Origin of the sequence: Pseudocolwellia sp. AS88 (assembly GCF_030551755.1) — a bacterium.
Lineage (GTDB): Bacteria > Pseudomonadota > Gammaproteobacteria > Enterobacterales > Alteromonadaceae > Pseudocolwellia.
The window spans coordinates 133,944-155,745 of record NZ_JAUPEC010000009.1 but is presented as its reverse complement, the minus strand read 5'-3'; the positions used below and the strand labels follow the sequence as shown (position 1 = coordinate 155,745).

The 21,802-nt window shown below is 33.8% G+C and carries 23 protein-coding genes and 1 rRNA gene; 15 read left to right on the top strand and 9 right to left on the bottom strand.

Annotated features, from left to right (window positions below; all coding sequences use genetic code 11):
• Positions 1-309: 309 nt before the first annotated feature.
• Positions 310-424: ribosomal RNA gene (rrf, locus tag Q5N69_RS08810) — 5S ribosomal RNA — on the top strand.
• Between the two features lie 681 nt (positions 425-1,105).
• Here the strand turns inward: rrf and Q5N69_RS08805 are convergent.
• Entirely contained in the window at positions 1,106-1,552 is a 447-nt protein-coding gene (locus tag Q5N69_RS08805; protein ID WP_304368511.1) for a GNAT family N-acetyltransferase, read from the bottom strand.
• A 120-nt stretch (positions 1,553-1,672) separates the two neighbouring features.
• Between Q5N69_RS08805 and Q5N69_RS08800 the strand changes: the two genes are divergently transcribed.
• Entirely contained in the window at positions 1,673-2,206 is a 534-nt protein-coding gene (locus Q5N69_RS08800) for a VC2046/SO_2500 family protein (RefSeq protein WP_304368510.1), read from the top strand.
• 185 nt (positions 2,207-2,391) lie between these two features.
• Here Q5N69_RS08800 and Q5N69_RS08795 read toward each other — a convergent pair whose 3' ends face one another.
• From Q5N69_RS08795 to Q5N69_RS08770, 6 genes are all read right to left on the bottom strand, one after another.
• The gene (locus Q5N69_RS08795; RefSeq protein WP_304368509.1) at positions 2,392-2,862 is read right to left on the bottom strand and encodes a YchJ family protein; all 471 of its coding nucleotides are present in this window, start codon (positions 2,860-2,862) and stop codon (positions 2,392-2,394) included.
• 82 nt (positions 2,863-2,944) lie between these two features.
• Complete coding sequence (locus Q5N69_RS08790) at positions 2,945-3,376, bottom strand: hypothetical protein (RefSeq protein WP_304368508.1); 432 nt, start codon at positions 3,374-3,376, stop codon at positions 2,945-2,947.
• Positions 3,377-3,926: 550 nt separating this feature from the next.
• Entirely contained in the window at positions 3,927-4,331 is a 405-nt protein-coding gene (locus Q5N69_RS08785) for a lysozyme inhibitor LprI family protein (protein ID WP_304368507.1), read from the bottom strand.
• A gap of 38 nt (positions 4,332-4,369) precedes the next feature.
• Positions 4,370-4,672: a YciI family protein gene (locus tag Q5N69_RS08780; protein ID WP_304368506.1), complete on the bottom strand. Its 303-nt coding sequence runs from the start codon at positions 4,670-4,672 to the stop codon at positions 4,370-4,372.
• 29 nt (positions 4,673-4,701) lie between these two features.
• Positions 4,702-5,247: a septation protein A gene (locus tag Q5N69_RS08775; RefSeq protein WP_304368505.1), complete on the bottom strand. Its 546-nt coding sequence runs from the start codon at positions 5,245-5,247 to the stop codon at positions 4,702-4,704.
• 398 nt (positions 5,248-5,645) lie between these two features.
• A complete protein-coding gene (locus Q5N69_RS08770; protein ID WP_304368504.1) occupies positions 5,646-6,455 on the bottom strand; it encodes a hypothetical protein in 810 nt (269 codons plus the stop codon).
• Positions 6,456-6,661: 206 nt separating this feature from the next.
• On the opposite strand from Q5N69_RS08770, the gene Q5N69_RS08765 reads away from it, so the two are divergent.
• The 13 genes from Q5N69_RS08765 (at position 6,662) to Q5N69_RS08705 (ending at position 20,242) form a co-directional block, all read left to right on the top strand.
• Positions 6,662-6,961 (top strand): STAS domain-containing protein, encoded by a 300-nt coding sequence (locus Q5N69_RS08765; protein WP_342866554.1) that lies wholly within the window; start codon positions 6,662-6,664, stop codon positions 6,959-6,961.
• Positions 6,962-7,000: 39 nt separating this feature from the next.
• Positions 7,001-7,360, top strand: coding sequence for a response regulator (locus tag Q5N69_RS08760; protein ID WP_304368502.1), 360 nt, complete (start codon positions 7,001-7,003; stop codon positions 7,358-7,360).
• Between the two features lie 10 nt (positions 7,361-7,370).
• On the top strand, positions 7,371-9,524 hold the full coding sequence (locus tag Q5N69_RS08755; protein ID WP_304368501.1) for a chemotaxis protein CheA: 2,154 nt from the start codon (positions 7,371-7,373) through the stop codon (positions 9,522-9,524).
• Positions 9,524-10,042 (top strand): chemotaxis protein CheW, encoded by a 519-nt coding sequence (locus tag Q5N69_RS08750; RefSeq protein WP_304368500.1) that lies wholly within the window; start codon positions 9,524-9,526, stop codon positions 10,040-10,042. Before Q5N69_RS08755 ends, Q5N69_RS08750 begins: the two co-directional genes overlap by 1 nt.
• Before the next feature lie 15 nt (positions 10,043-10,057).
• A complete protein-coding gene (locus Q5N69_RS08745; RefSeq protein ID WP_304368499.1) occupies positions 10,058-10,540 on the top strand; it encodes a chemotaxis protein CheW in 483 nt (160 codons plus the stop codon).
• A gap of 39 nt (positions 10,541-10,579) precedes the next feature.
• Positions 10,580-12,868 (top strand): methyl-accepting chemotaxis protein, encoded by a 2,289-nt coding sequence (locus tag Q5N69_RS08740; RefSeq protein WP_304368498.1) that lies wholly within the window; start codon positions 10,580-10,582, stop codon positions 12,866-12,868.
• A 9-nt stretch (positions 12,869-12,877) separates the two neighbouring features.
• On the top strand, positions 12,878-13,717 hold the full coding sequence (locus Q5N69_RS08735; protein WP_304368496.1) for a protein-glutamate O-methyltransferase CheR: 840 nt from the start codon (positions 12,878-12,880) through the stop codon (positions 13,715-13,717).
• A 22-nt stretch (positions 13,718-13,739) separates the two neighbouring features.
• Entirely contained in the window at positions 13,740-14,405 is a 666-nt protein-coding gene (gene cheD, locus Q5N69_RS08730) for a chemoreceptor glutamine deamidase CheD (RefSeq protein WP_304368495.1), read from the top strand.
• 20 nt (positions 14,406-14,425) lie between these two features.
• Positions 14,426-15,496: a chemotaxis response regulator protein-glutamate methylesterase gene (locus Q5N69_RS08725; protein ID WP_304368494.1), complete on the top strand. Its 1,071-nt coding sequence runs from the start codon at positions 14,426-14,428 to the stop codon at positions 15,494-15,496.
• Positions 15,486-16,691 carry a methyl-accepting chemotaxis protein gene (locus Q5N69_RS08720; RefSeq protein WP_304368493.1) on the top strand — a complete coding sequence of 402 codons (1,206 nt, stop codon included), beginning with the start codon at positions 15,486-15,488 and terminating at the stop codon, positions 16,689-16,691. The genes Q5N69_RS08725 and Q5N69_RS08720 overlap by 11 nt, the downstream gene beginning before the upstream one ends.
• A gap of 29 nt (positions 16,692-16,720) precedes the next feature.
• Complete coding sequence (locus Q5N69_RS08715) at positions 16,721-17,029, top strand: STAS domain-containing protein (protein WP_304368492.1); 309 nt, start codon at positions 16,721-16,723, stop codon at positions 17,027-17,029.
• Between the two features lie 2 nt (positions 17,030-17,031).
• Complete coding sequence (locus Q5N69_RS08710) at positions 17,032-18,762, top strand: fused response regulator/phosphatase (protein ID WP_304368491.1); 1,731 nt, start codon at positions 17,032-17,034, stop codon at positions 18,760-18,762.
• Positions 18,763-18,850: 88 nt separating this feature from the next.
• Positions 18,851-20,242, top strand: coding sequence for a diguanylate cyclase (locus tag Q5N69_RS08705; RefSeq protein ID WP_304368490.1), 1,392 nt, complete (start codon positions 18,851-18,853; stop codon positions 20,240-20,242).
• 42 nt (positions 20,243-20,284) lie between these two features.
• Here Q5N69_RS08705 and yfaE read toward each other — a convergent pair whose 3' ends face one another.
• Complete coding sequence (gene yfaE, locus Q5N69_RS08700; RefSeq protein ID WP_304368489.1) at positions 20,285-20,587, bottom strand: class I ribonucleotide reductase maintenance protein YfaE; 303 nt, start codon at positions 20,585-20,587, stop codon at positions 20,285-20,287.
• 53 nt (positions 20,588-20,640) lie between these two features.
• Positions 20,641-21,771, bottom strand: coding sequence for a class Ia ribonucleoside-diphosphate reductase subunit beta (gene nrdB, locus Q5N69_RS08695; protein WP_304368488.1), 1,131 nt, complete (start codon positions 21,769-21,771; stop codon positions 20,641-20,643).
• Between the last annotated feature and the right edge of the window lie 31 nt (positions 21,772-21,802).

The window sequence follows — 21,802 nt, the reverse complement described above, 5'->3', positions numbered from 1 at the left end:
CAGGTGTGTAAGGGTTGTGAGGCCTTGAGCTAACTGATACTAATTGCCCGTGAGGCTTAACCATACAACACCTAAATGGTTTTGTATGAAGTTTGACACACTCTATGAGTGACACGTACACATGTGCGAATAAGAGATTAAATGTATTAAACAGCTTTCTAAGATTTTAAATCTTGTTAATTATTTACGTAGGTAAATAACATAATGACAAAGCCGCAATAGAGCGAGAAGTGGATTTGAGTTTACTCAATGAGCATCGCAGAGATTGCAGCAATGACGTCAGTATGAATTTAACAAGTACAATTTTTGTCTAGCGACAATAGCGCTGTGGCCCCACCTGATCCCATTCCGAACTCAGAAGTGAAACGCAGTAGCGCCGATGGTAGTGTGGGAGTTCCCATGTGAGAGTAGGACATTGCTAGGCTTCTATTTAAAGAAACCCGTAGCTTATGCTACGGGTTTTTTGCTATCTGGCGTTTGAAAATCCAAACATTCTATACGCGAAGATAGAACGCGTTTACTATTCGTATTCACCGAAAAGCCGTTCATTGATGCAGCATAGTCGGACGCCACTCCTGCACATCTCGACAACTGCTCCTGCGTTGTTCTAATTATTTACATCCATGTAAATCCATGCACACGCGGCATTCGTACATCCATGCATGTCATAAACCCGTAGGTTTTTCTAAAGGGGGGCTTTCTTATATTTAAGAAAGTTAGATGTTAGGTTAAATTTATAGTCTTAATTATACTGAAGAATAAAATTTGTTTTTATGGGATATATAATAGGTAATCAAGAGGTGTTTATTTTTTATCTCACGAGACCAAAAAAATGATATTTTGAATAGTGAATAGGTACAAAAATGGTTATTAATACGAGCTGACGTTTGATTCTGCAACCCTTACTCCTCTATTCTTTTGAATTAATCGCTGTGCTCACACTTTTAGTTTATTTATTTCATGATTTTTAAGGCTTTTGAATAATAAAGGGTAGTACGAACTAATTTTGTTCTTATCCGTTCTTAACTGGGAATGTTGTTTGATTTATTTAACACATGAAAATTAATGTAATAATGTATTAATTTTACCGGAAGGCAGGTGCTACTTATCCATTATCCTCATCATTATTAATAAAGATGGATAACCTTGTACTCTTTTTTACGTAACTCTCATATCTTTTTATTAAATAGCTAGGAAGCTTATCTGACTTTTCTTCAATAAAACCATTACTAATATATATACATTCCAGTTCTCTTTCAGCAAAACAAATAATATGCTTATGCTCTCTTATTACATTTTTTATTAGTAAGTTAGCGCAGCCTTTATTTCTAAAACTTGGTTCTATAAATAATCCATGTAGCAAAGCGTAGCGGTTATTTTCAGATTGATAAGAAATAATAACAGCACCTATTATTTTATCTTCTAATGTAAGTATGTAGGCGTGATCGTAACCTATAAAACTAGCCGAATAACTATTTTGTTTATAGAAACTTTTGATATCTTTTTTTCGATCTTTATTTAGTTTTTGTATTGTGAATTTTGAAAGAGGCATGAAGACTTTGGTCGTTAATAAGTTAAGTACATTTTACAGAGAAAATTAATAATATAAATATATCAATTATTTTTAATCTCGGCCGATACAAGTATTAAGAATATTTAAAGAGTATATTAATTGCTTGTAGATGATATAAAAAACGACATCTTAATAAATGAATTACAGTTAGGCGATAAGCTTAACCAATGTATTCATCATAAAGAGCGATCTCAATTCTCTTTGCTTTTAGCTATGTTAACTGATGATGTACGAGCACACTCTCAATTTACATTACCAATAACAGAAGATGTATCCTTCGCATCTGATGAAGAGAACTTAAGAAAGTTATTTAAATTACCTTTAGAACAAGCTTTAGCATTAGATGGCGTTGATAACATTCAAGCATTTAATCAAGCTGATCTTATCCAAGGTAATACCTTATCAGACCTTTATTTAACCAACGCACTTAAACCTGTTCCTTTAGCTTTTAGAAACGATATTAAATTTATATCTAGAGATGTTCTTGATAATACAAGTTTGTATTGCCAGAAAAAACATGAGAACAAAGATGAAGGTGATAAAAAAGTTAATTCAAGATTAAGTTTTAAAGCGGAAGAGTGGTTAAACACAGTGAACGAAAGCATGAAACACACTGTAGAGTTGAGAGTTTAGTTTTACTTATTAGTGATGACATCTTCTTGGAAAGGATTTGTAAACTATTTAAGGTATTTACTCGTTACCTATTAGATCCTGATCTGAGGCTTTATATATCCCATTTATATATGAAAATGTAAATAATCATAAATTATGGATATTCACTCACTAGATTTAAATTATATCTGTAATGTACATTAAACCTATTTACCACAACACTTTTTATATTTTTTTCCACTAGAGCAAAAACAAACATCATTTCTTTTAGGAGTGTTGAGTTCGTCAAAGGTGAGGTCACTTCCATCTACGTATCGCCAATGATCATTTTCTTTAACAAATAATGATTTCTCTCTCATTTTATAAAAGCTGCCATTATTTTTATAGATAGCTTCAAATGTAACTGTTGGCCTAGCGTTGTTTATATATTCACTACCGCCCAATACATATAAGTTTAACCATTGAGTATCTTTTGCCCAAGTATCTATCTCTTGTAAAGATTGCTTTTTCTGAGATGCGCTTGAATATGTGTTAAATATATACTGGCTATTTTTAATTGCATACGCAGTGTACCTTGAACGCATTAACTGCTCAGGCGATCTTGCCTTTTTTGCATTTGAAATAATTGTTTCACAACATTTATTGTATTCAATATTAGTTCCGCAAGGACAAAGCATATTTCGATTCGATAATATATTTAACAGGTATTTACTCAGTATTTTAGCCGTTAAACTATGTAATTAAAATCTGTGTTTGTCTCTAATGTATCAATTTTTTGTTATTCAAAATAATACACTGTGTATTACCTTCCTTCGCAGATGAATATAATTGGGCTAATTCAATATCTGTGAATGATGCATTGTTGATAATAACTGCTGAACAGTTTCCTTTGCGTAAGGCCGTTTCTATATTTTCTAGTCTTACATTAACTTTATTTGAATTAACTCTTAATATTTTAGAGAAAGATTTTTTGGAAATGTTTTCCATACTTTCTAATGAGCTGTTTTCAGGGTTTATCATTAATATCCATTTATTATTTACATGATGCTTTTGATAAATTGTTGAGTACTGCTCTGTTAATGAATCTACATTATTTATATCTTTTATGCTTAACCATTGCTTCGAATCATTAACTGCTTCTAATGTGGTTATATTTAACTTACTGATATTGTTGTTGTTTAGTGCAAACATATTTATAAACCTCGGTGTACTGTGTTTATATACAGTATATCGATAATGGTTATAGATCAAGCACTATTTTCATTTCTTTTATTGTGAGTGTTTTACATTAAAGAGGGAGTTAGACTTTGATTCAATAATCACATTTATCGGTCATGTGAGCCTTTGATATTGCGATCGATAAGGATGTTTATGTATTGGTGACTAATAGATAAGACTTAATAAATGATACAAATTTAAGTGTTTAATAATCGGCAGTCATGGGTTTGATATGTAAAATGGATGAACGTGACTTAAGGAATATGGTTAAGATAAACTAGTTTTAATAGCTAGTTTGTTCATGAGTTAACATTACATAAGATTTAGAAAATTTAAATGTATTGAGAAGTAGAAGCTGTGTGGCTATAAAATTAGATATGATTTAGAAGGTAACATGGTGGTGAATGGTAATCATTGTAGTTAAAACTTATCACTTAATTTTTAGCTAATACATGAGTGATAAGTCATAACTTAGGAAGATGTTCTATAATGAAATGTGTGTTTAGCTCTATTAGTTTATGGGTTATTTATTTAGTCTACTAAGTTCATTTATTCTATCTTTCGTCGTTAGAATGTAACATTCTTTAAAAGCTGGAGCTGAGTCATTTGATGGTAATTGAGCTAGAAATTGCCATTTACAATTGTTATCTCTGTAGGTTATGAAGTTTTTTTGTGCACGTTTAAACATGTTATACGCTGACTGCCTACCTGTAGTTTTCGCGATATCTTCTAATATAAATAATTGATTGTTTTCCCAAGTTTCTAATTCGCGATCTATTTTAATTTTTACAAGATCCAAGCATTGAGAATATTCGGCTCTTTCTGAGTTTTTGTCATCACACTGGCTGATAATAGAAGAGCTTTTGGCTGTACTGTTAAAAGATGAGAATAAAATGCACATAGAGCTAACGATTACTAATTTTTTCATAAGGTTTTATTCTCTTATTCAGTACTAAGTATTGATGATTATGCAGGAAGAACTTTTTTATATGGTTTAACAATTACCTTTTTATAAACACCTGCGTCTATATAAGGATCTACATCAGCCCAATCTTTCGCTTCTTTTAAGCTGTTAAATTCTGCCACAACTAGTGAGCCGGTAAATCCAGCATCTCCAGGGTTATCGCTATCAATTGCAGGGCATGGGCCTGCTACTAATAAACGACCTTCATCTTGTAAAGCTCTTAAGCGGTCTAAATGCTTTTCACGAACACTCATGCGCAAAGATAAACTGTTATCTACATCTTCACTATAGATTAAATAATACATTTTCACTCTCTATTTTAATTTGTTTTAAATTATTTTTCTTCATTCTCTTCTTTTGGTAAGTATTTATAAAGTGCGAATATCGACCCAATAGAAAAGGCTATCATTAAACCCGTTAAACCAAATACTTTGAAATTAACCCAAATTTCTTGTTCAAAGTTAAAAGCGATGTAAAGGTTTAACGCACCACAAAGTGCAAAGAATGTTGCCCAACTTAAATTTAAGTTATTCCAAATATGTTCAGGTAAGGTGAGTGATTCACCTAAAAATTGCTTGATAATATTCTTTTTGAAAACATATTGGCTAACAACAAGTGCTATAGCAAAAACACCGTTGATGACAGTAACCTTCCATTTCAAAAATGTATCATCATGCATGAATATTGTTAAACCACCAAAGACACTGATTAAGGCAAAAAAGATCCATGTTTTTGTAGGTACTTTTTTACCGCGTACAATATAAAATAACACTTGTAGTGCTGACATAGCGATGAGTGCGCCAGTTGCCCAATATATATCTGAAAACTTCCAAACAATATAAAATACAACGAGCGGGAGGAATTCTAAAAAAGATTGCATATACAGCCATTAAAAATTAAATAATAACTAATTCTAACGAATAGCCATTAATACGCCAACGTTAATCTGCGTTCTTTATATATTAAAATGTAGTCAGTTATGTATAAAACTCATCAGTGGTTAGCTAAAGCTACATTATTTAGATAACCTAAACTCGGGATCAGTGGGTTATGCCAAATATTGTTATTTAACCGCTTACCATCGTTGTTTGCATTGATGTAGGTATTTAGCTTCTATCAGGAATAATACGTCTTGCTATACAGAGTAAATAGCAACATTGGGAAAGTATGAAATCATTTAGATAAGTTAAATCCCCATTACTTTATGGCTAAGGTATTATAAACCAATGATTTAGAAAGCAGTTATCGAGTGTTCAGGTTTGATAGTATGATATCTGCTTAAAGTAATTGTTCCGACTTTAACTTTGCCTTTTCATATAGTTCAGGTGCTGTTGTAGCAAAGTGTTCTACTCTTTTAATCGCTTGTGAAAGTTCAAGATTAGCTGCGTTTATTAACCATGCTAAGCCTGTACATTGATCCTCATCAATTCCTTCACCTAGAAAGTATGATCTCCCCATAGCACCCATAGATTTTGCATGTCCAAGTTTTGCTGCTTTTTCGAAAAGCATAAAAGCTTGGCTATATTCACTTTCATTTCTTTTTTGTATCGCTTGATCAAAGAGTAAATCAGGGGTTAATTCATTATTAATAGTCTTTTCATCAGACACAATGCTAGTTGGTTCAAATTGTGTTTTAGTATTTTCATAGGTTATTTCAGAGGTGTTTGTACTTTTATAATCAATATCATCTGTAATTTCTTCATCGATAGGGCTGAGAAAGTCATGTTCTGAAAAAATATCTTTAATATTATTCGGTTGTTTGTTTGGTAGCATACATCTTAATACCGTATCGTAACGTGTATTAAGATCATCTATTGTTTGTTGTTGTTTTTCCAACTGTTGACGGTAGTAGTTAACGTCTTTATGGAGTTGTTCTATTTGTTTATTGTATAGAGCAGATTGCTTCTCATTCATGTTTTTTAAATGTTCAATTTCTGCTTTGTGCGAAGTATCTATTCGATCTTGTTGTTGTGAACTATAAGACTCAAACTTTGTTAACGTATTTTGAATAGATTGATCATAGCTTTCTTTCATACGCTCAAACCATCTAAATATTTGACTTGGTACCTTACGTGCTTCTTCCGACATGTTTCAATTCCTTTATTACTCACCTCATTAATCATAGACGAACAATTGATAATTTGTAGTTGCAAATTGTTTAATTCTGACCACCTTCTGTTTGTAACAATCATGACGTTTTTGTTAAAAAATAGTTAAATTATTAATAAATATAATTTTTTTATTAAAAACTTGCAGTATAGAGAATTTGTCCTAAATTTTAATTAGTCAATAACATTAACTTTAATCGAAGAGTCTTTATGTTTACGTTGCCAAAACAATTAACCATAACTCAGATAGAAGAGTGTAAAGCTTCTTTACTTTCTTATATCGATGACAACGCTACGGTATCAATCAATTCAGATGAAATTGAGAAAATAGACACTCTAGGTATTCAACTTTTACTCGCCACTATTATTTATATCTCAGCGCAGAATAAAGAATTGACCTGGTCTTCTAACTCTTCAGTTATTCAAAACAGTGTTAAGCAATTAGGGCTTAACGAAGCACTCTTAAATCAATACATAAATGTTTAACATTTGTAGTTTGTTGTTCACATAGATAAGGAAAGAAATATGACCAAAATATTGGTAGTTGATGACTCTAATTCAATTCGAGATATGGTGTGTTTTACATTAAAAAGTGCAGGTTATGACACAGTTGAAGCAAATGACGGACAACAAGGCTTAAACAAAGCCAAAATGGGATCGTTTGATTTAGTTATTTCTGATGTAAATATGCCAAACATGGACGGAATAACACTTTGTTCAGAATTACGAAAACTACCTAGTTTCAAATTTACACCTATTTTAATGCTAACCACAGAAAGTTCAGGTGATATGAAACAACGTGGCAAAGCGGCTGGCGCAACAGGTTGGTTAGTTAAACCTTTTAATCCTGAAAAATTAATAGCAACCATTAAACGTGTTGTGTAGGTAACTTACAATGAGCATAGATCTGTCTCAATTCATTCCCAGTTTTTTAGAAGAAAGCTTTGAAGGTCTTGAATTAATGGAATCAAGTTTACTCAGCTTAGAGCAAGGTGACACTGAAACTATTAATTCAATTTTTAGAGCCGCACATTCAATTAAAGGTGGGGCCGGTACATTTGGTTTTGATGCTGTAACTGAGTTTACTCACTTAGTTGAAACATTGCTTGATGAAATGCGAGATGGGCGAAGAGACATAGCTCAAGGCGATATTGAAATACTACTAGACTCTGTCGACTGTATGAGACTGCTTGTGATGTCGATTAAAGAAGACACAACATGCGAAGACGAAAAAATAATTGAAGTTACGGCTCAATTAGAAGCAACACTAAAAGGTAGTGATATTTCTAGCATTGCTGAAACATCAAATATTCAGGTAAATAATGAGACTGCATCAGATCAAACTACATGGTTAATAGAGTTTATTCCTGAGCATCATTTAGTTAAAACAGGTAACGACCCTCAATTTTTGTTTAATGCGTTAGCTGATTTAGGAGAAGTTAGCATTGAAGCTAATTCATCAGAATTGCCCGCTTTAAATGATATGGATCCTGAAGAGTTATATTTAAGTTGGAGTATAACTTTAGTTGCTGATATTGATATTGAGGAAATAAAAGAAGTTTTTGAATGGGTAGAAGATGAATGTCAGTTAACGATAACTAAAAAGCAAATTCCATCTTCGCAAGACAACAATAATACTCCTCAAGTAAAAACAGATAACCCTCTACTAATTAATGAACCGTCAACTGCTGAAAGCACCAATAACAAACAAAACAATGTTCAAGCAGACGAATCAGCTCCTCCAATAGCTAAAACAACTGAACCAGAGCTAAAAGTTAAACCAGCAGCCGCTACAGTTAAAACTACTAAGCCTAAAGCTGATGTAGGTTCTATAAGAGTTGGTGTAGACAAGGTTGATAGCTTAATTAACCTAATGGGTGAACTGGTTATTACACAATCTATGTTGTCAGAACTTGGTAATGATTTTGACTTATCAAAAGTTGAAAGGCTTAACCGAGGCTTAGAGCAACTATTACAAAACACGAAAGAATTACAAGAAAGCGTAATGCGCATACGTATGTTGCCTATTAGTTTTGCTTTTAATCGTTTTCCTCGTTTGATCCATGATTTATCGAAAAAAACGGGAAAACAGATTGAGCTCATCTTAAAAGGTGAACAAACCGAGCTTGATAAAACTGTTATGGAACAAATTGGTGATCCTTTGGTTCACTTAGTGAGAAATGCAGTTGATCACGGCATAGAATCTACAGATGTTCGTTTAGCCAACGGTAAACCAGAGCAAGGCACGATCATTCTTAATGCATATCATCAAGGTGGAAGTATTGTTATTGAAATTAGTGATGATGGTGGTGGGATTAATCGAGAAGCTGTATTCAACAAAGCTATAGAAAAAGGCATTGTTGATGGAAATACCTCATTAACCGATTCACAAGTATTTGATCTGATATTAGAACCTGGCTTTTCAACGGCTAAAGAGCTTAGTGATATTTCTGGGCGAGGCGTTGGTATGGATGTTGTTAAGAAGAACATTCAATCCCTCGGCGGACGTATACAAATAGAATCTACGGAAGGTAAAGGAAGTACCTTTAAAGTTCATCTCCCTTTAACGCTCGCTATTTTGGACGGACAACTCGTCAGAGTCGGTAGTGAAATATACATAATTCCACTTATTACTATTGTTGAATCGTTACAAGCACAAAGTGAATTAATCAATCGTGTTTCAGGTGACATGGTTGTTTATCGATTACGTGAAGATAACGTACCTGTTTTACCTATTTATCAGTTATTTAATCTGGAAGCAGAAACTAAAGAGGTTGAAGGTTCATTATTAGTTGTGGTTGAAGCCGAAGATCAAAAAATTGGTTTAATGGTTGATGACTTATTAGCCCAGCAACAAGTTGTGATCAAAAGCTTAAACGAAAACTATCAGCAAGTGGAAGGGATCTCAGGAGCCACAATACTAGGTGATGGCTCAGTTGCCATGATTTTGGATATTCCCGGTATTATCCAAATGGCTCAAAATAATGCACTAAAAAGCTTTAATCATAAAACCGATAAGCTTACGTATTCTGAAGAGGTAACACACTAATGGATATTCAATCTTTAGTTGATGAAATTCCTGTAGAAGGCGAGTACTCATTAGAAGGCATAGATTTTATAAGTAGTGGTGAACAATATTTAACTTTTCAATTAGGTAGTGAACAGTACGCCGTTAATATTTTGAGTGTAGAAGAGATAAGAAGCTGGGAAACACCAACAATCATTCCCAATTCACCCATAGATGTTAAAGGCGTTATCAACATGCGAGGCATCATAGTTCCCATTGTTGATTTACGTATTAAATTTAGTATTGGTGAAGTTAATTACTTAGAAACAACCGTAGTTGTTGTACTAAAAGTAGAGCTTGAAGATTCCACCCGCACCATAGGCTTTGTTGTAGATGCTGTGTCTGATGTATTAAATACAGAAGATGATGAAATTAAAAAATCTCCAGCTTTTGGAGGCTCTGTACCTCATTATTATATTGATGGCTTAGTTAATGTTGGAGACAACGTTGTTACCTTGTTAAACGTGCAAGCCCTTCAATCAATAAAACCTCACGAATAATATAAGAGAGATACTATGGAACAGGAACAAGAATATCTTACTTTTGTATTAAATGACCAAGAGTTTGGCGTAGATATTTTATGTGTACAGGAAATACGAGTATGTAGCTCAGTAACTCCATTACCTAATAAACCTAGTTATATCAAAGGGGTTATTAATTTACGTGGCATCATTATTCCAATAGTTGATCTTAGACAGCGTTTTGGTTTGGCTCCTTTAGAATACAACAAACAAACGGTTACGATAATTTTACGCACTCAAGATATACAAAAACCTATGGTGGTTGGCATTGTTGTTGATGCGGTATCAGAAGTTTATAAATTCAATAAAAAATCTGTTCGCAAAGCACCTGATTTTGGTAACGAAATTGATAACTGTTTCGTAAAAGGTTTAGTTGATGTTGATAACAAACTGATTATTTTGTTAGAGACGCAAACATTATTAAATCAAGATGAACTTTATAACTTTAAGCAGGCACAACCTTCCTCAGTTGTTTAGGTATTAAGTGTTTAAGTGTGAAATTAAGAGAATGATTCTATGACTGTAAAGCAATCAATTTTGGTGCAAGAAAGTTGGGCTAAATTAGAACCTCGTGCATGCGAAGCCATTAAAGTCTTCTATCAAAAATTAGCAGAAACAAACCTCTCATTTTTTTCTGCTATTGAACTAGCTAATAATACAACTTATTCAGCCTTGGTGTTGAGCCTTAATGAGGTTATTGATCTTTTATCTGAACCAGAAGTGCTCAAAGTTAAGATTGATAATCTACATTTTCAACATAGTAAATCGCAATTAGAACCAAGGTATTACGAAATAGTACAAGATGCTTTTATTCAGTCTATAGAAGTTTCTTCTGATAAAAAATTCACAATCACGCTTCGTAAAGCGTGGATTTCAGTGATTAAGAAATCATTAACTCATGTTCTTATAAATCCGTTTATCGACGAATCTATTGTAAACGATACAGTTCAAAGCAAAGGGGATACAGACAAAATGAACCAAGATAAAAATTCAACAGAAATTCAAGTTAACGAAGCTGAATATAAAGAGTTGTTAGCGAAGATTGATGCAATAGGTAAATCACAGGCGGTCATTGAATTTAACATGGACGGTACCATCATCACCGCTAATGATAATTTTTTGAACGCAATGGGCTATTCACTTGAAGAAATTCAAGGGCAACATCATAGTCTTTTCGTTGAACCTAATTATAAAACGAGCTCTGAGTATAAGGCTTTTTGGGAAGGTTTAAACAGAGGTCAGTATGAGACTGCTGAATACAAGCGTCTTGGTAAAGGTGGGCAAGAAATATGGATACAGGCTTCTTACAATCCTATTTTAGATGAAGATGGTAAACCCGTTAAAGTTATCAAGTACGCAACAGATGTCACAGAACAAAAGTTAACAAATGCTGATTTTGCAGGCCAAATAAGCGCAATCAGTAAATCACAAGCTGTTATCGAATTTAACATGGATGGAACAATCATTACCGCTAATGATAATTTCTTAAATGCTGTTGGTTATACACTTCAAGAAGTACAAGGCCAACATCATAGTATGTTTATAGAGCATGAATACAAAGCCAGCCATGAGTATTCTGCTTTTTGGGAAAGCCTGAACCGAGGTCAGTACGACAGTAATGAATACAAACGAATAGGTAAAGCAGGTAAGGAAGTATGGATACAAGCTTCATACAATCCTATTTTAGATTTAAATGGTAAACCTTTTAAAGTTGTGAAATATGCCACTGATATAACCGGTAGAAAAAATGCAATCGCTCAAATTAAAGAAACACTAATAACTATTTCTAAAGGTGATTTATCGCAAGGGATAGATACAGAACTTGTGGGTGAATTTAATATTATCGGTGGTTCTATTAATGAAGTGATTGATGTACTTAATTCAATGGTGGATGAAATTAGAAAAGCTTCTACTAATGTATTTGATTCAGCAAGAGAAATTGCGGCAGGAAACAATGAATTAAGTCATAGAACAGAGTCACAAGCTTCTAGTCTTGAAGAAACAGCATCTGCCATGGAAGAATTAACCAGTACGGTTCAACAGAATGCTGAAAATGCGACGGAAGCGAGTAAATTATCTACTTCCGTTATGCTTAAGGCAACTAATGGCGGTGAAGTAGTTAAAAATGCAATAACCGCCATGAGTGATATAAACAAATCGAGTAAGAAAATTGCCGATATTATCAGTGTTATTGACGAAATAGCTTTTCAAACCAATTTACTTGCATTAAATGCGGCTGTTGAAGCTGCTCGAGCAGGAGAACAAGGTCGTGGTTTTGCGGTTGTTGCAGCAGAGGTGCGTAATTTAGCTCAACGTTCAGCAGGAGCTGCAAAAGAAATAAAAGGATTGATTAATGATAGTGTGGAAGCTGTAGGGCAAGGTACTAAACTTGTTGATGAAACAGGTCAAACATTCTCCGAACTTGTTAGCTCGATTGAAGAAGTTAGTAAGATGATCAGCGATATTGATAGTGCAGGTAAAGAGCAATCAGCAGGAATAGGTGAAGTAAGCGCAGCTGTTAGCCAAATGGACGAAATGACTCAGCAAAATGCGGCTCTTGTTGAAGAAGCTGCAGCTTCAAGTAAATCAATGGAAGAACAATCACAATCTTTATTAGATCAAGTTGCTTTCTTCAATACAGGAGAAGGACAGTCATATAATTCAAATCCTAATCAAGTCGTAAATCTTCAGTCAGTAAGAGGAGGTTCACCACAAAATAAAGCAAGATCTCAGGCTCCATCGGCTTCTCGAGTAAACTCATCACGTGTGACAACACCTTCAGATCAAGAGTGGGAAGAGTTTTAGGCCATCACGATGACTGATTCAAGAGAGACTAAGCAAAAGCTCAGTGATGATGATTTTGATTTTGTTTGTAATTATGTTTATAAGAAATCTCGAATTGTCCTAAGCGATACAAAAAGGGAAATGGTGTACCGCCGTTTTACGCGAATAATACGAGACCGTCATCTTGAGTCATTTTCTGACTATTGTCAGTTATTGAGATCTGATCCAGATGGAGAAGAACGTTATTTTATTAATGCTGTTACGACTAATTTAACCAGTTTTTTTCGAGAGGAACACCATTTTGATTATTTAGCTCAGCATGAGTTGCCTAATTTAATCAAAAAAGGTTCAAAACGAATGCGCATTTGGTGCAGTGCTAGCTCTACAGGCGAAGAACCATACAGTATTGCAATGACTGTAAAAGAATCTTTAAAGTCATTGCTCAACAGCTGGGACGTTAAAATATTAGCAACAGATATAGACAGTAATGTTCTAAACACCGGTAAGGAAGGTATTTATGAATACAAAGGTGTTGAAGATATTCCAGAGCACCTTGTGAAAAAATACTTTTCGAGAGGTATGGGAATTAACAGTAATAAAGTTAAAACAACGCCAGATATTCAAAGTTTAATCACTTTTAAAGAACTCAACTTAATGAATGAATGGCCAATGAAAGGTCCATTTGATGTGATTTTCTGTCGTAATGTTCTCATTTATTTTGATAAGAAGACGCAACTCGAGCTTTTTGAGAGATTTCATAATTTGTTGGCGCCTAATGGATTGTTAATACTAGGTCATAGTGAAAATCTTGGAGTCTTTCAACAGCATTTTGAAAATGTTGGTCGTACAATTTTCAGAAAGTTAAATTAAAAAGTTCAGCAGAGTATATGTGATGAATATTTATAAAAAAACTAATGCTCAAGTAGATGAATGTATAAAAAGATGCTTACCCGAGTTTAAGCATATTAATCATTACTGGGACAAAGATAGAGAAATGGTTGTTGCTAAAATATTACCTGGAGAATTTTACATTACTCGAGAAAATGTTGGGATTGCAACAACTTTAGGCTCATGTGTTTCGGCATGTATTTGGGATAACAGAACGGGTATTGGTGGTATGAATCATTTTATGTTGCCATTAACTACACAGCAGGCACATGAAGTTGATTGGGGGCAAAGAGGTTTAACATCGGACGCAACGCGTTACGGTAATTTTGCCATGGAACATTTAATTAATCTTATTTTAAAAAATGGTGGCCGGCGCTTCAATTTACGCGCAAAGGTGTTTGGTGGTGGAAAGGTTTTAAAAGGAATGTCTGACGTTGGAGAGCGAAACATTGACTTTGTACTTTCGTACTTAGCAACAGAAAATATACTTATCGAAAGTTCTAACTTAGGCGAATTTCACCCACGTAAAGTCATGTTTTTCCCTGAAACAGGCCGTGCATTTGTTAAAGCAATCGAAAATATGCACAACGATACCATTGTAAATCGCGAAACAGCATACAGCAGTAGCCTCAATAAAGATGATGTTTCTGGTGATGTAGAATTATTTTAATTCATAATAAGGATTTTGAATTGGATAAAAGTAAAGTACTTATTATTGATGATTCATCAGTTATACGTAGCATTATAAAAGAAGTGCTCTTAGATGAAACAGAAATAGAAGTAGTAGGCGAAGCAAAAGATCCCTTTGTAGCGAGAGATTTAATCAAGAAATTAAATCCTGACGTGCTTACTTTAGATGTGGAAATGCCAAAAATGGACGGGATCACCTTTTTAGCAAATTTAATGCGCTTAAGGCCAATGCCCGTATTAATGCTATCTACATTAACAACTAAAGGTGCTGAAGTTACTCTTAAAGCTTTAGAGTTAGGCGCAATAGACTTTATTGCTAAGCCAAGTTTTCAAGAGCTACTTTCAACAAAAGGAAGCTTTAAAGAAACTCTAATCAGCAAAATTAAACACGCAGCCCAAATAAATCATAAAACTAGTCTATCCTCTAATGTATCAAGTGAGCAATTACCGTTTTCAGGTTGTGTACGTAGAAATCATTTAGTGGCAATAGGGGCTTCAACTGGTGGCACTGAAGCAATTAAAAAAGTGTTATCAGGGTTACCCCAAAATTGTCCGCCTATTTTGATTACTCTTCATATACCTAAAGTCTTTAGCGCGCATTTTGCCGCAAGAATGGATAAGAGTTGTAAAATGCAGGTGCAAGAGGCCAAACATGGACAAAAAATTAAAGAGGGGAATGTTTACATAGCTCCCGGAGATTTACACCTAAAAGTTGAGAGTAAAGGAGGGAGTCTGTTTTGCATTTTGGAGGATTCACCAGAGGTTAATCGACATAAACCTGCAGTAGATGTTTTATTTAATTCATTAATTCCTATAGCTGAAAATACTCATGCCATTTTATTAACTGGAATGGGGAGGGATGGTGCTAAGGGCTTACTTAACCTGAAAGAAAATAAAGGTATGACAACTATTCAAACAGAACAAAGTAGTTTGATTTGGGGGATGCCTGGCGCTGCATTTAAGTTAAACGCACATACAAGACAAACTGATTTATCCAATATAGCTACCGAGTTACTGAGTTATGCCTTATTAGATAGAACAGGGATGAAGGAATTAAAGAATGAAAATTAAAGCCATGACACTTTTATTGATAGGTTTTGTTATTTCGATTTGCCAATTAGCTCACGTATTATATAGTGGATTTGGTGTCATAAGCTTCTTGATGGCACTTACTGTCTCGTTAGTTTTATTATATTTTATTTTTGTATCGAGAAAAACTGCAATTTTTACCCGTATAAAAGATGAAAATGTTCCTAAATATACGGAAAGATCACAAAGTGATAGTGATAAACTTATCCACACAACCTTGGAACAGATCAGCGAATTAGTAGATCAGCAGGTATCTGTGATTGATAATGAGATAAACCGTACCAATACTCTTGTAAGGGATGCCACAGAGGGTTTATCACAAAGTTTTAAACATTTACAAAGCTTGAGTTGTGAACAACAGCAAATGATGAACCGCGTTATTAATAATCACCGGAATATTGGTGATGAAAAGGAAACTTCATTAGAAGACTTTGTTAATGATTCAAGTCGAACACTAGAAGAATTTGTAAATGTTATTATAACCACCAGTAAACAGAGCTTACAAGCTATGTCTTTCACTGAAGAAATGTCTAAACAACTTGATGGTATTTTTAATTTATTAGCAGAGGTTGAAAACCTAGCCAGTCAAACAAATTTATTAGCGTTGAATGCCGCTATTGAGGCAGCAAGAGCTGGCGATGCTGGGCGTGGCTTTGCTGTAGTAGCTTCTGAAGTAAGGTCTTTATCTGTTAATTCTACTGAATTAAATAACGATATTCGAAAAGAAATATTTAAGACACAAACTATAATAGGAAATCTGCGAGATTCTGTAGAAGTTATGGCCTCTGCTGATATGACTTCAACCTTAGAATCTAAAGAAAACGTTAGCAATATGGTCGTTAATGTAGCAAGAATTAATAAAGAAAGTAGTGAAATAATTGATAATCTAGCAGGGTTAACTCCTCAAATAAATGACACAGTATCAATAGGTGTGAGGTCATTACAATTTGAAGACCTGACGAATCAAACACTTACCTCATTAAAATATAATTTGGATAATTTAACTTCAATCAGTCATAAACTCTCAATGATTAATTTATCAGATAAAAATATTACTAATACCTTGCAAGACATTCTGTTAAATTGCCATGATGTAACTGATAAGACTAATAAAATTAATAATCAACGTTCTGTATCACAATCATCAATGGATGAAGGTGATATTGATCTTTTTTAAATAAATTTATAAATATTAAGGAATAAGAAATGGCTATAAAAGTTAATTTGTCAAAAGAAAATAATCAATTGATTATTAGGATAGAAGAGCGCTTTGACTTTTCATTACATCAAGCCTTTAGAGATGCCTACATTAATGTAAAAACTAATAATACAGAGTTTGTTCTAGATTTGTCATCAACATCATATATGGATAGCTCGGCTCTAGGCATGATTTTGCTATTGAAAGATCACGCGGAAGTACTTTCAGGTACTGTAACCATAAGAAAACCTAGCGATACAGTGAACAAAATACTAGAAATAGCTCAATTTCATCGGTTATTAAAGATAGAGTATTAAGCATGCCAAATGTTTCTACTATTCAAGAAACAAGAGTAGCGTTAGTTGTTGATGACTCTAAAATGCAATGTCGTGTATTGCAGAAGTATTTAGAAGAGGAAAGTTATCGCGTAATAATAGCTAATGATGGTTCTGAAGCTGTAAATATGTATATCCAACATAAGCCAGATTTGGTTTTAATGGATATTAACATGCCTGTCATGAATGGCTATGAAGCAACACTTAAGATAAAAAGTTTATCGAGTGATGCATTATGCCCATTAATATTTATAACCAGTGATGATACCGAAAAAGCTTTTATTGAGAGTGTTAAAGTCGGAGGCGATGGTATTCTTGTTAGACCATTTTCACCTGAGGTATTTAAAGCAAAGATACAATCTATACAAAGGATTATCGATTTATACGGCAATGTAAAATCACTTCAACAAGAACAGCAAAAAGATGCTGAATTAGCAGAGCAACTAATGTCTGGTGTGATTGAAGCTAGGAATTTTGCGTTAGATAAAATAGGTATTGTAAAGAAACCTGCTGCTTTATTTAGTGGTGATATTCAACTCACCGCATTATGTCCAAATGGCAATCTTAACGTCATGTTAGGTGATTTTACCGGTCATGGTCTTCGATCTTCTATTGGAGCTATTCCTTTAGCTTCGACTTTTAGAGCGATGACGCAGAAAGGTTTTTCTTTAATCGATATTATTACCCAAATTAATAAACAGCTTTATGATTTATTACCCTCAGACTTATTTCTTGGTGCAGTATTTGTCACTGTATCGGAACATGATAAATCTGTTTATATATTTAATGGTGGTCTTCCAGACGCTTATATATTATCTACTGAAGGTGAAATAAAACATAAGATCCCGTCATCACATCCTCCAATGGGAGTTATGCCCAGTTTATTACCTGATACAGGTTTAACTGTATTATCTGTAGATCCGACAGACAGAATTGAATTGATCAGTGACGGTATTGTAGAAGCGAGAAATATCGACGGCGAAATGTTCGAATTTGATCGTTTTGAACGCTCGTTAATTAAAGGTATCAAAGCAAAAAATGTCAGTAAGACGGTTTTAAAAGATGTTATGGACTTCTGTGAGGATATGCCTCAAGAAGATGACATCTCATTAATAGATATACCTTGTTCAAATTGGGATACAACAAAGAACGTTGAAGAGACTGCAACCACAGTTAATGTTGACGAAAAAATATTACCAGAGAAGGATTTAACTGAGTCGCTAAGCGCTTGGGATTGGCAATTAAAATTAGCCGGTTCAAGGTTAGGTAAAATAAATCCAATACCTATGGCGCTAAATCAAATTACTGAAATTGAAGGTCAATCTGAACATTGGCAGAATTTGTTTACTATACTAACTGAATTGTTTATTAATTCTTTAGACCACGGTGTTTTAGGATTAAGTTCTGATTTGAAAAGTACCGCTGAAGGTTTTGTTCTATATTTTAATGAACGAGAGTCAAGGTTATCTCAATTAAAAGACGGCTTTGTAGATATTAAGTTGAGCTTTCATCCACTTCCAAGTGGAGGTCGAATTAAAATTATTGTAAAAGATAGCGGTAGTGGTTTTGATGTTGAACTTTATAGAGAAAAGCTAAAAACTCGAGATGCTAGAAATCAATTAAGCGGGCGTGGAATATACTTATTAGAGCAGCTTTGTGAAACCTTAGTTTATAAAAATAATGGCACACTAGTGGAAGTGACTTACGCTTGGTAGACGAGCAAAGTTCAAAGTGCGATCTTAATACCCATAATACTTTGTTGATAAGGTTAAATTATGAGTTTTAAACTTGTTAGGAATATGAGTGAAAACCGAAAGTAACTATAAAATTTTAGCAATTGATGATGCCAAAGACTCCTTAATGCTTTTAGACTTTGATCTTTCAGAAGAAGGCTATGGGGTCATAACAGCTGAATCGGCCAGTGATGCATTTCAGTTGCTCGAAAATAATAATATTAATCTAATACTCTTAAATATGTATATGCCTGGAATATCAGGCTTAGAAATGCTTAAAAAGTTAAAATCAATACCTGAATATAAACACATTCCTATTATCATGTTGTCGTCTTCAGATGATGAAGATCAGATTGTTTCAGCACTTGACTTAGGGGCTGATGATTATGTTACTAAACCTTATATTTCAAAAGTATTACTAGCACGTATAAAAACATCGTTACGTTTATTTGAAAAAACTAAAGCTTTAGAATCACTTGCCAATACAGATTTTTTAACCGGTTTGCCAAATAAAGGTTCTTTTGAGTCACAAGCCATTAATATTGTTGAGCAAGCGAATAGGGAAGGTAAAAATATTATTATAGGTATGCTTGATATTGATTTCTTTAAAAGTATTAATGATACCTATGGGCATGAAGCTGGTGATAAAGTATTAGTTGAGTTTTCACAAATATTAGACGACTGCTTTAGAGGCTATGACGCTTTAGGTCGTGTAGGTGGCGAAGAGTTTTCAGTGTGTATGTCAAACATTTCTGTAGATGATGCATTTAGCGCATTTGAACGATTCAGGAATATTATTGAAAAGCATACTATATTTATTAATTGTGATGATAATCAAGATATCCCACTTAAAATAACCGTAAGTATTGGTTTAGCCGAGAATAAGGGAGCCCATTTAGTTTTTGAAGATATATTACGAGAAGCTGATAGGCATTTATATATAGCAAAAGAATCAGGTCGAAATTGTATTGAAATAGATAAAACGTCAGATATAACAATAAAAGCCACATTAAAAAATCTCGAAATATCTATAAACAAAGCGAACGATGCTATAAAAATTAATAATAGTGAGGACGAGTTATTGAATGTTCAAAGCACGGAAAACCAACAATCTCCATTTCCAGGTATTGATTACGACATTGGTGTCGGAAATGTATTAGGTGATAAAGATTTATACAAAGAGATCCTGTTAATGTTTTATGAAGATCATGCAAAAGATGCAGATAATATTCAAAAAGCATTAACTGAGTTTGATAAAGATAACTGCAAGCGCTTAGTTCATACACTAAAAGGCGTTTCATGTTCTATTGGTGCTATGGATCTTTTTGAGAGAGTTAAGCTTTTAGATATTGCTATAAATGAGTCTAATGAAGGTCAGTATCAGATGTTGTTTGATGCGTTTAAGCCTGAATTTTTGAAAGTAGTAAACGGTATTGAAACGGTGCTAGCTGATGATATATAGCTTTATTATCTACCTATCCTAATCTTGGTTTACTAACAAACCTTAAAGTAAGGTGATATCTATGTCACCTTTAGGTTTGCAGTAGCATGCAAGTATTTCACCTTCCCCCACGTATGCTAGTGGCTCACCTTTGAAATAGTCTATGTCACCACTGTTTAATGTTATTCGGCAGGCACCACAATATCCATCTCGACAATGATAATGAATTTCATGGTTTTCACCTTCTAAACACTCTAAAAGTGTCTGATCATTATTTTTATAATGAACCGTTGAGCCTTCAACAGAAATTTTTATAAGATTATCATCAGAGCAGGAGATAGATGGACTAGCATTAGCATCTTTCATTCTTGGTAGTACCTATTAATCAGCATGCTAATGCTATGTTTGACATGAATAAATTATAGATCGAAGTCATCAAAATCGTCAGATGAAACTGAAGAGTCCACTTGACCTACAAGATAACTTGAAATTTCAGTTTCTTGAGGAGCTACTTGAACATTATCGCTTGATAAATATGAATTAATCCAAGGTAATGGATTAGTTTTAATGGCAAAAGGAGCATCTAAACCAATAGCACTCATTCTTTGGTTACTAATATATTCAATGTACTGCTTTAAAATTTCAGCATTAACACCAATCATTGAACCATCTTTAAATAAGTATTCAGCCCATTCTTTTTCTTGTTCTACAACATCTAAGAATATTTGACGACCTTCTTCTTTTAACGTTTGGCAAATCTCTTTCATTTCAGGATCGTCTTGCCCATTACTCCATAAATTAAGAATGGTTTGTGTTCCTGTTAAATGTAAAGCTTCATCACGCGCAATTAATTTGATGATTTTCGCATTACCTTCAAGTAATTCTCGTTCTGCAAAAGCAAAAGAACATGCAAAGCTTACATAAAAACGAATTGCTTCTAATGCATTAACCGAACATACAGCAAGATATAAACGTTCTTTAAGTTTACGTGTAGAAACTTCAATACTGTTACCATTTACCTCATAAGTACCTTCCCCTTGAGATTGTAGTAATTGTGTTGTCAGTATTACATCATCAAAGTATTTTGCGATGCTGGCGGCTCTATTTAATATGGCAGGGTTAACTACAATATCGTCAAACACTTCACCAGGATCTGTAAATAAGTTTCTTAAAATATGAGTATAAGAACGCGAATGAATTGTTTCACTAAATGCCCAAGTCTCAACCCAAGTTTCAAGTTCAGGTATAGATACCAATGGAAGTAAAACCGCGTTAACAGAGCGTGCAGCTATGCTATCAAGTAATGTCTGATACTTTAGATTAGAAATAAAAATATGTTTTTCTGAATCTGTAAGGCCTTGCCAATCAGAGCGATCTTTAGAAACATCAATTTCCTCAGGTCGCCAAAAAAAACTTAATTGCTTTTCTATCAATCGTTCGAAATTTACAAACTTTTGTTGATCGTAACGGCTCACATTTACACTTTGCCCGAAAAACATTGGCTCTAATAAAGCGTTATGAGCCGATTGATTAAAAGTTGTATATGTCATTTATTTTTCCTAAAGATATCAAATTATAGTT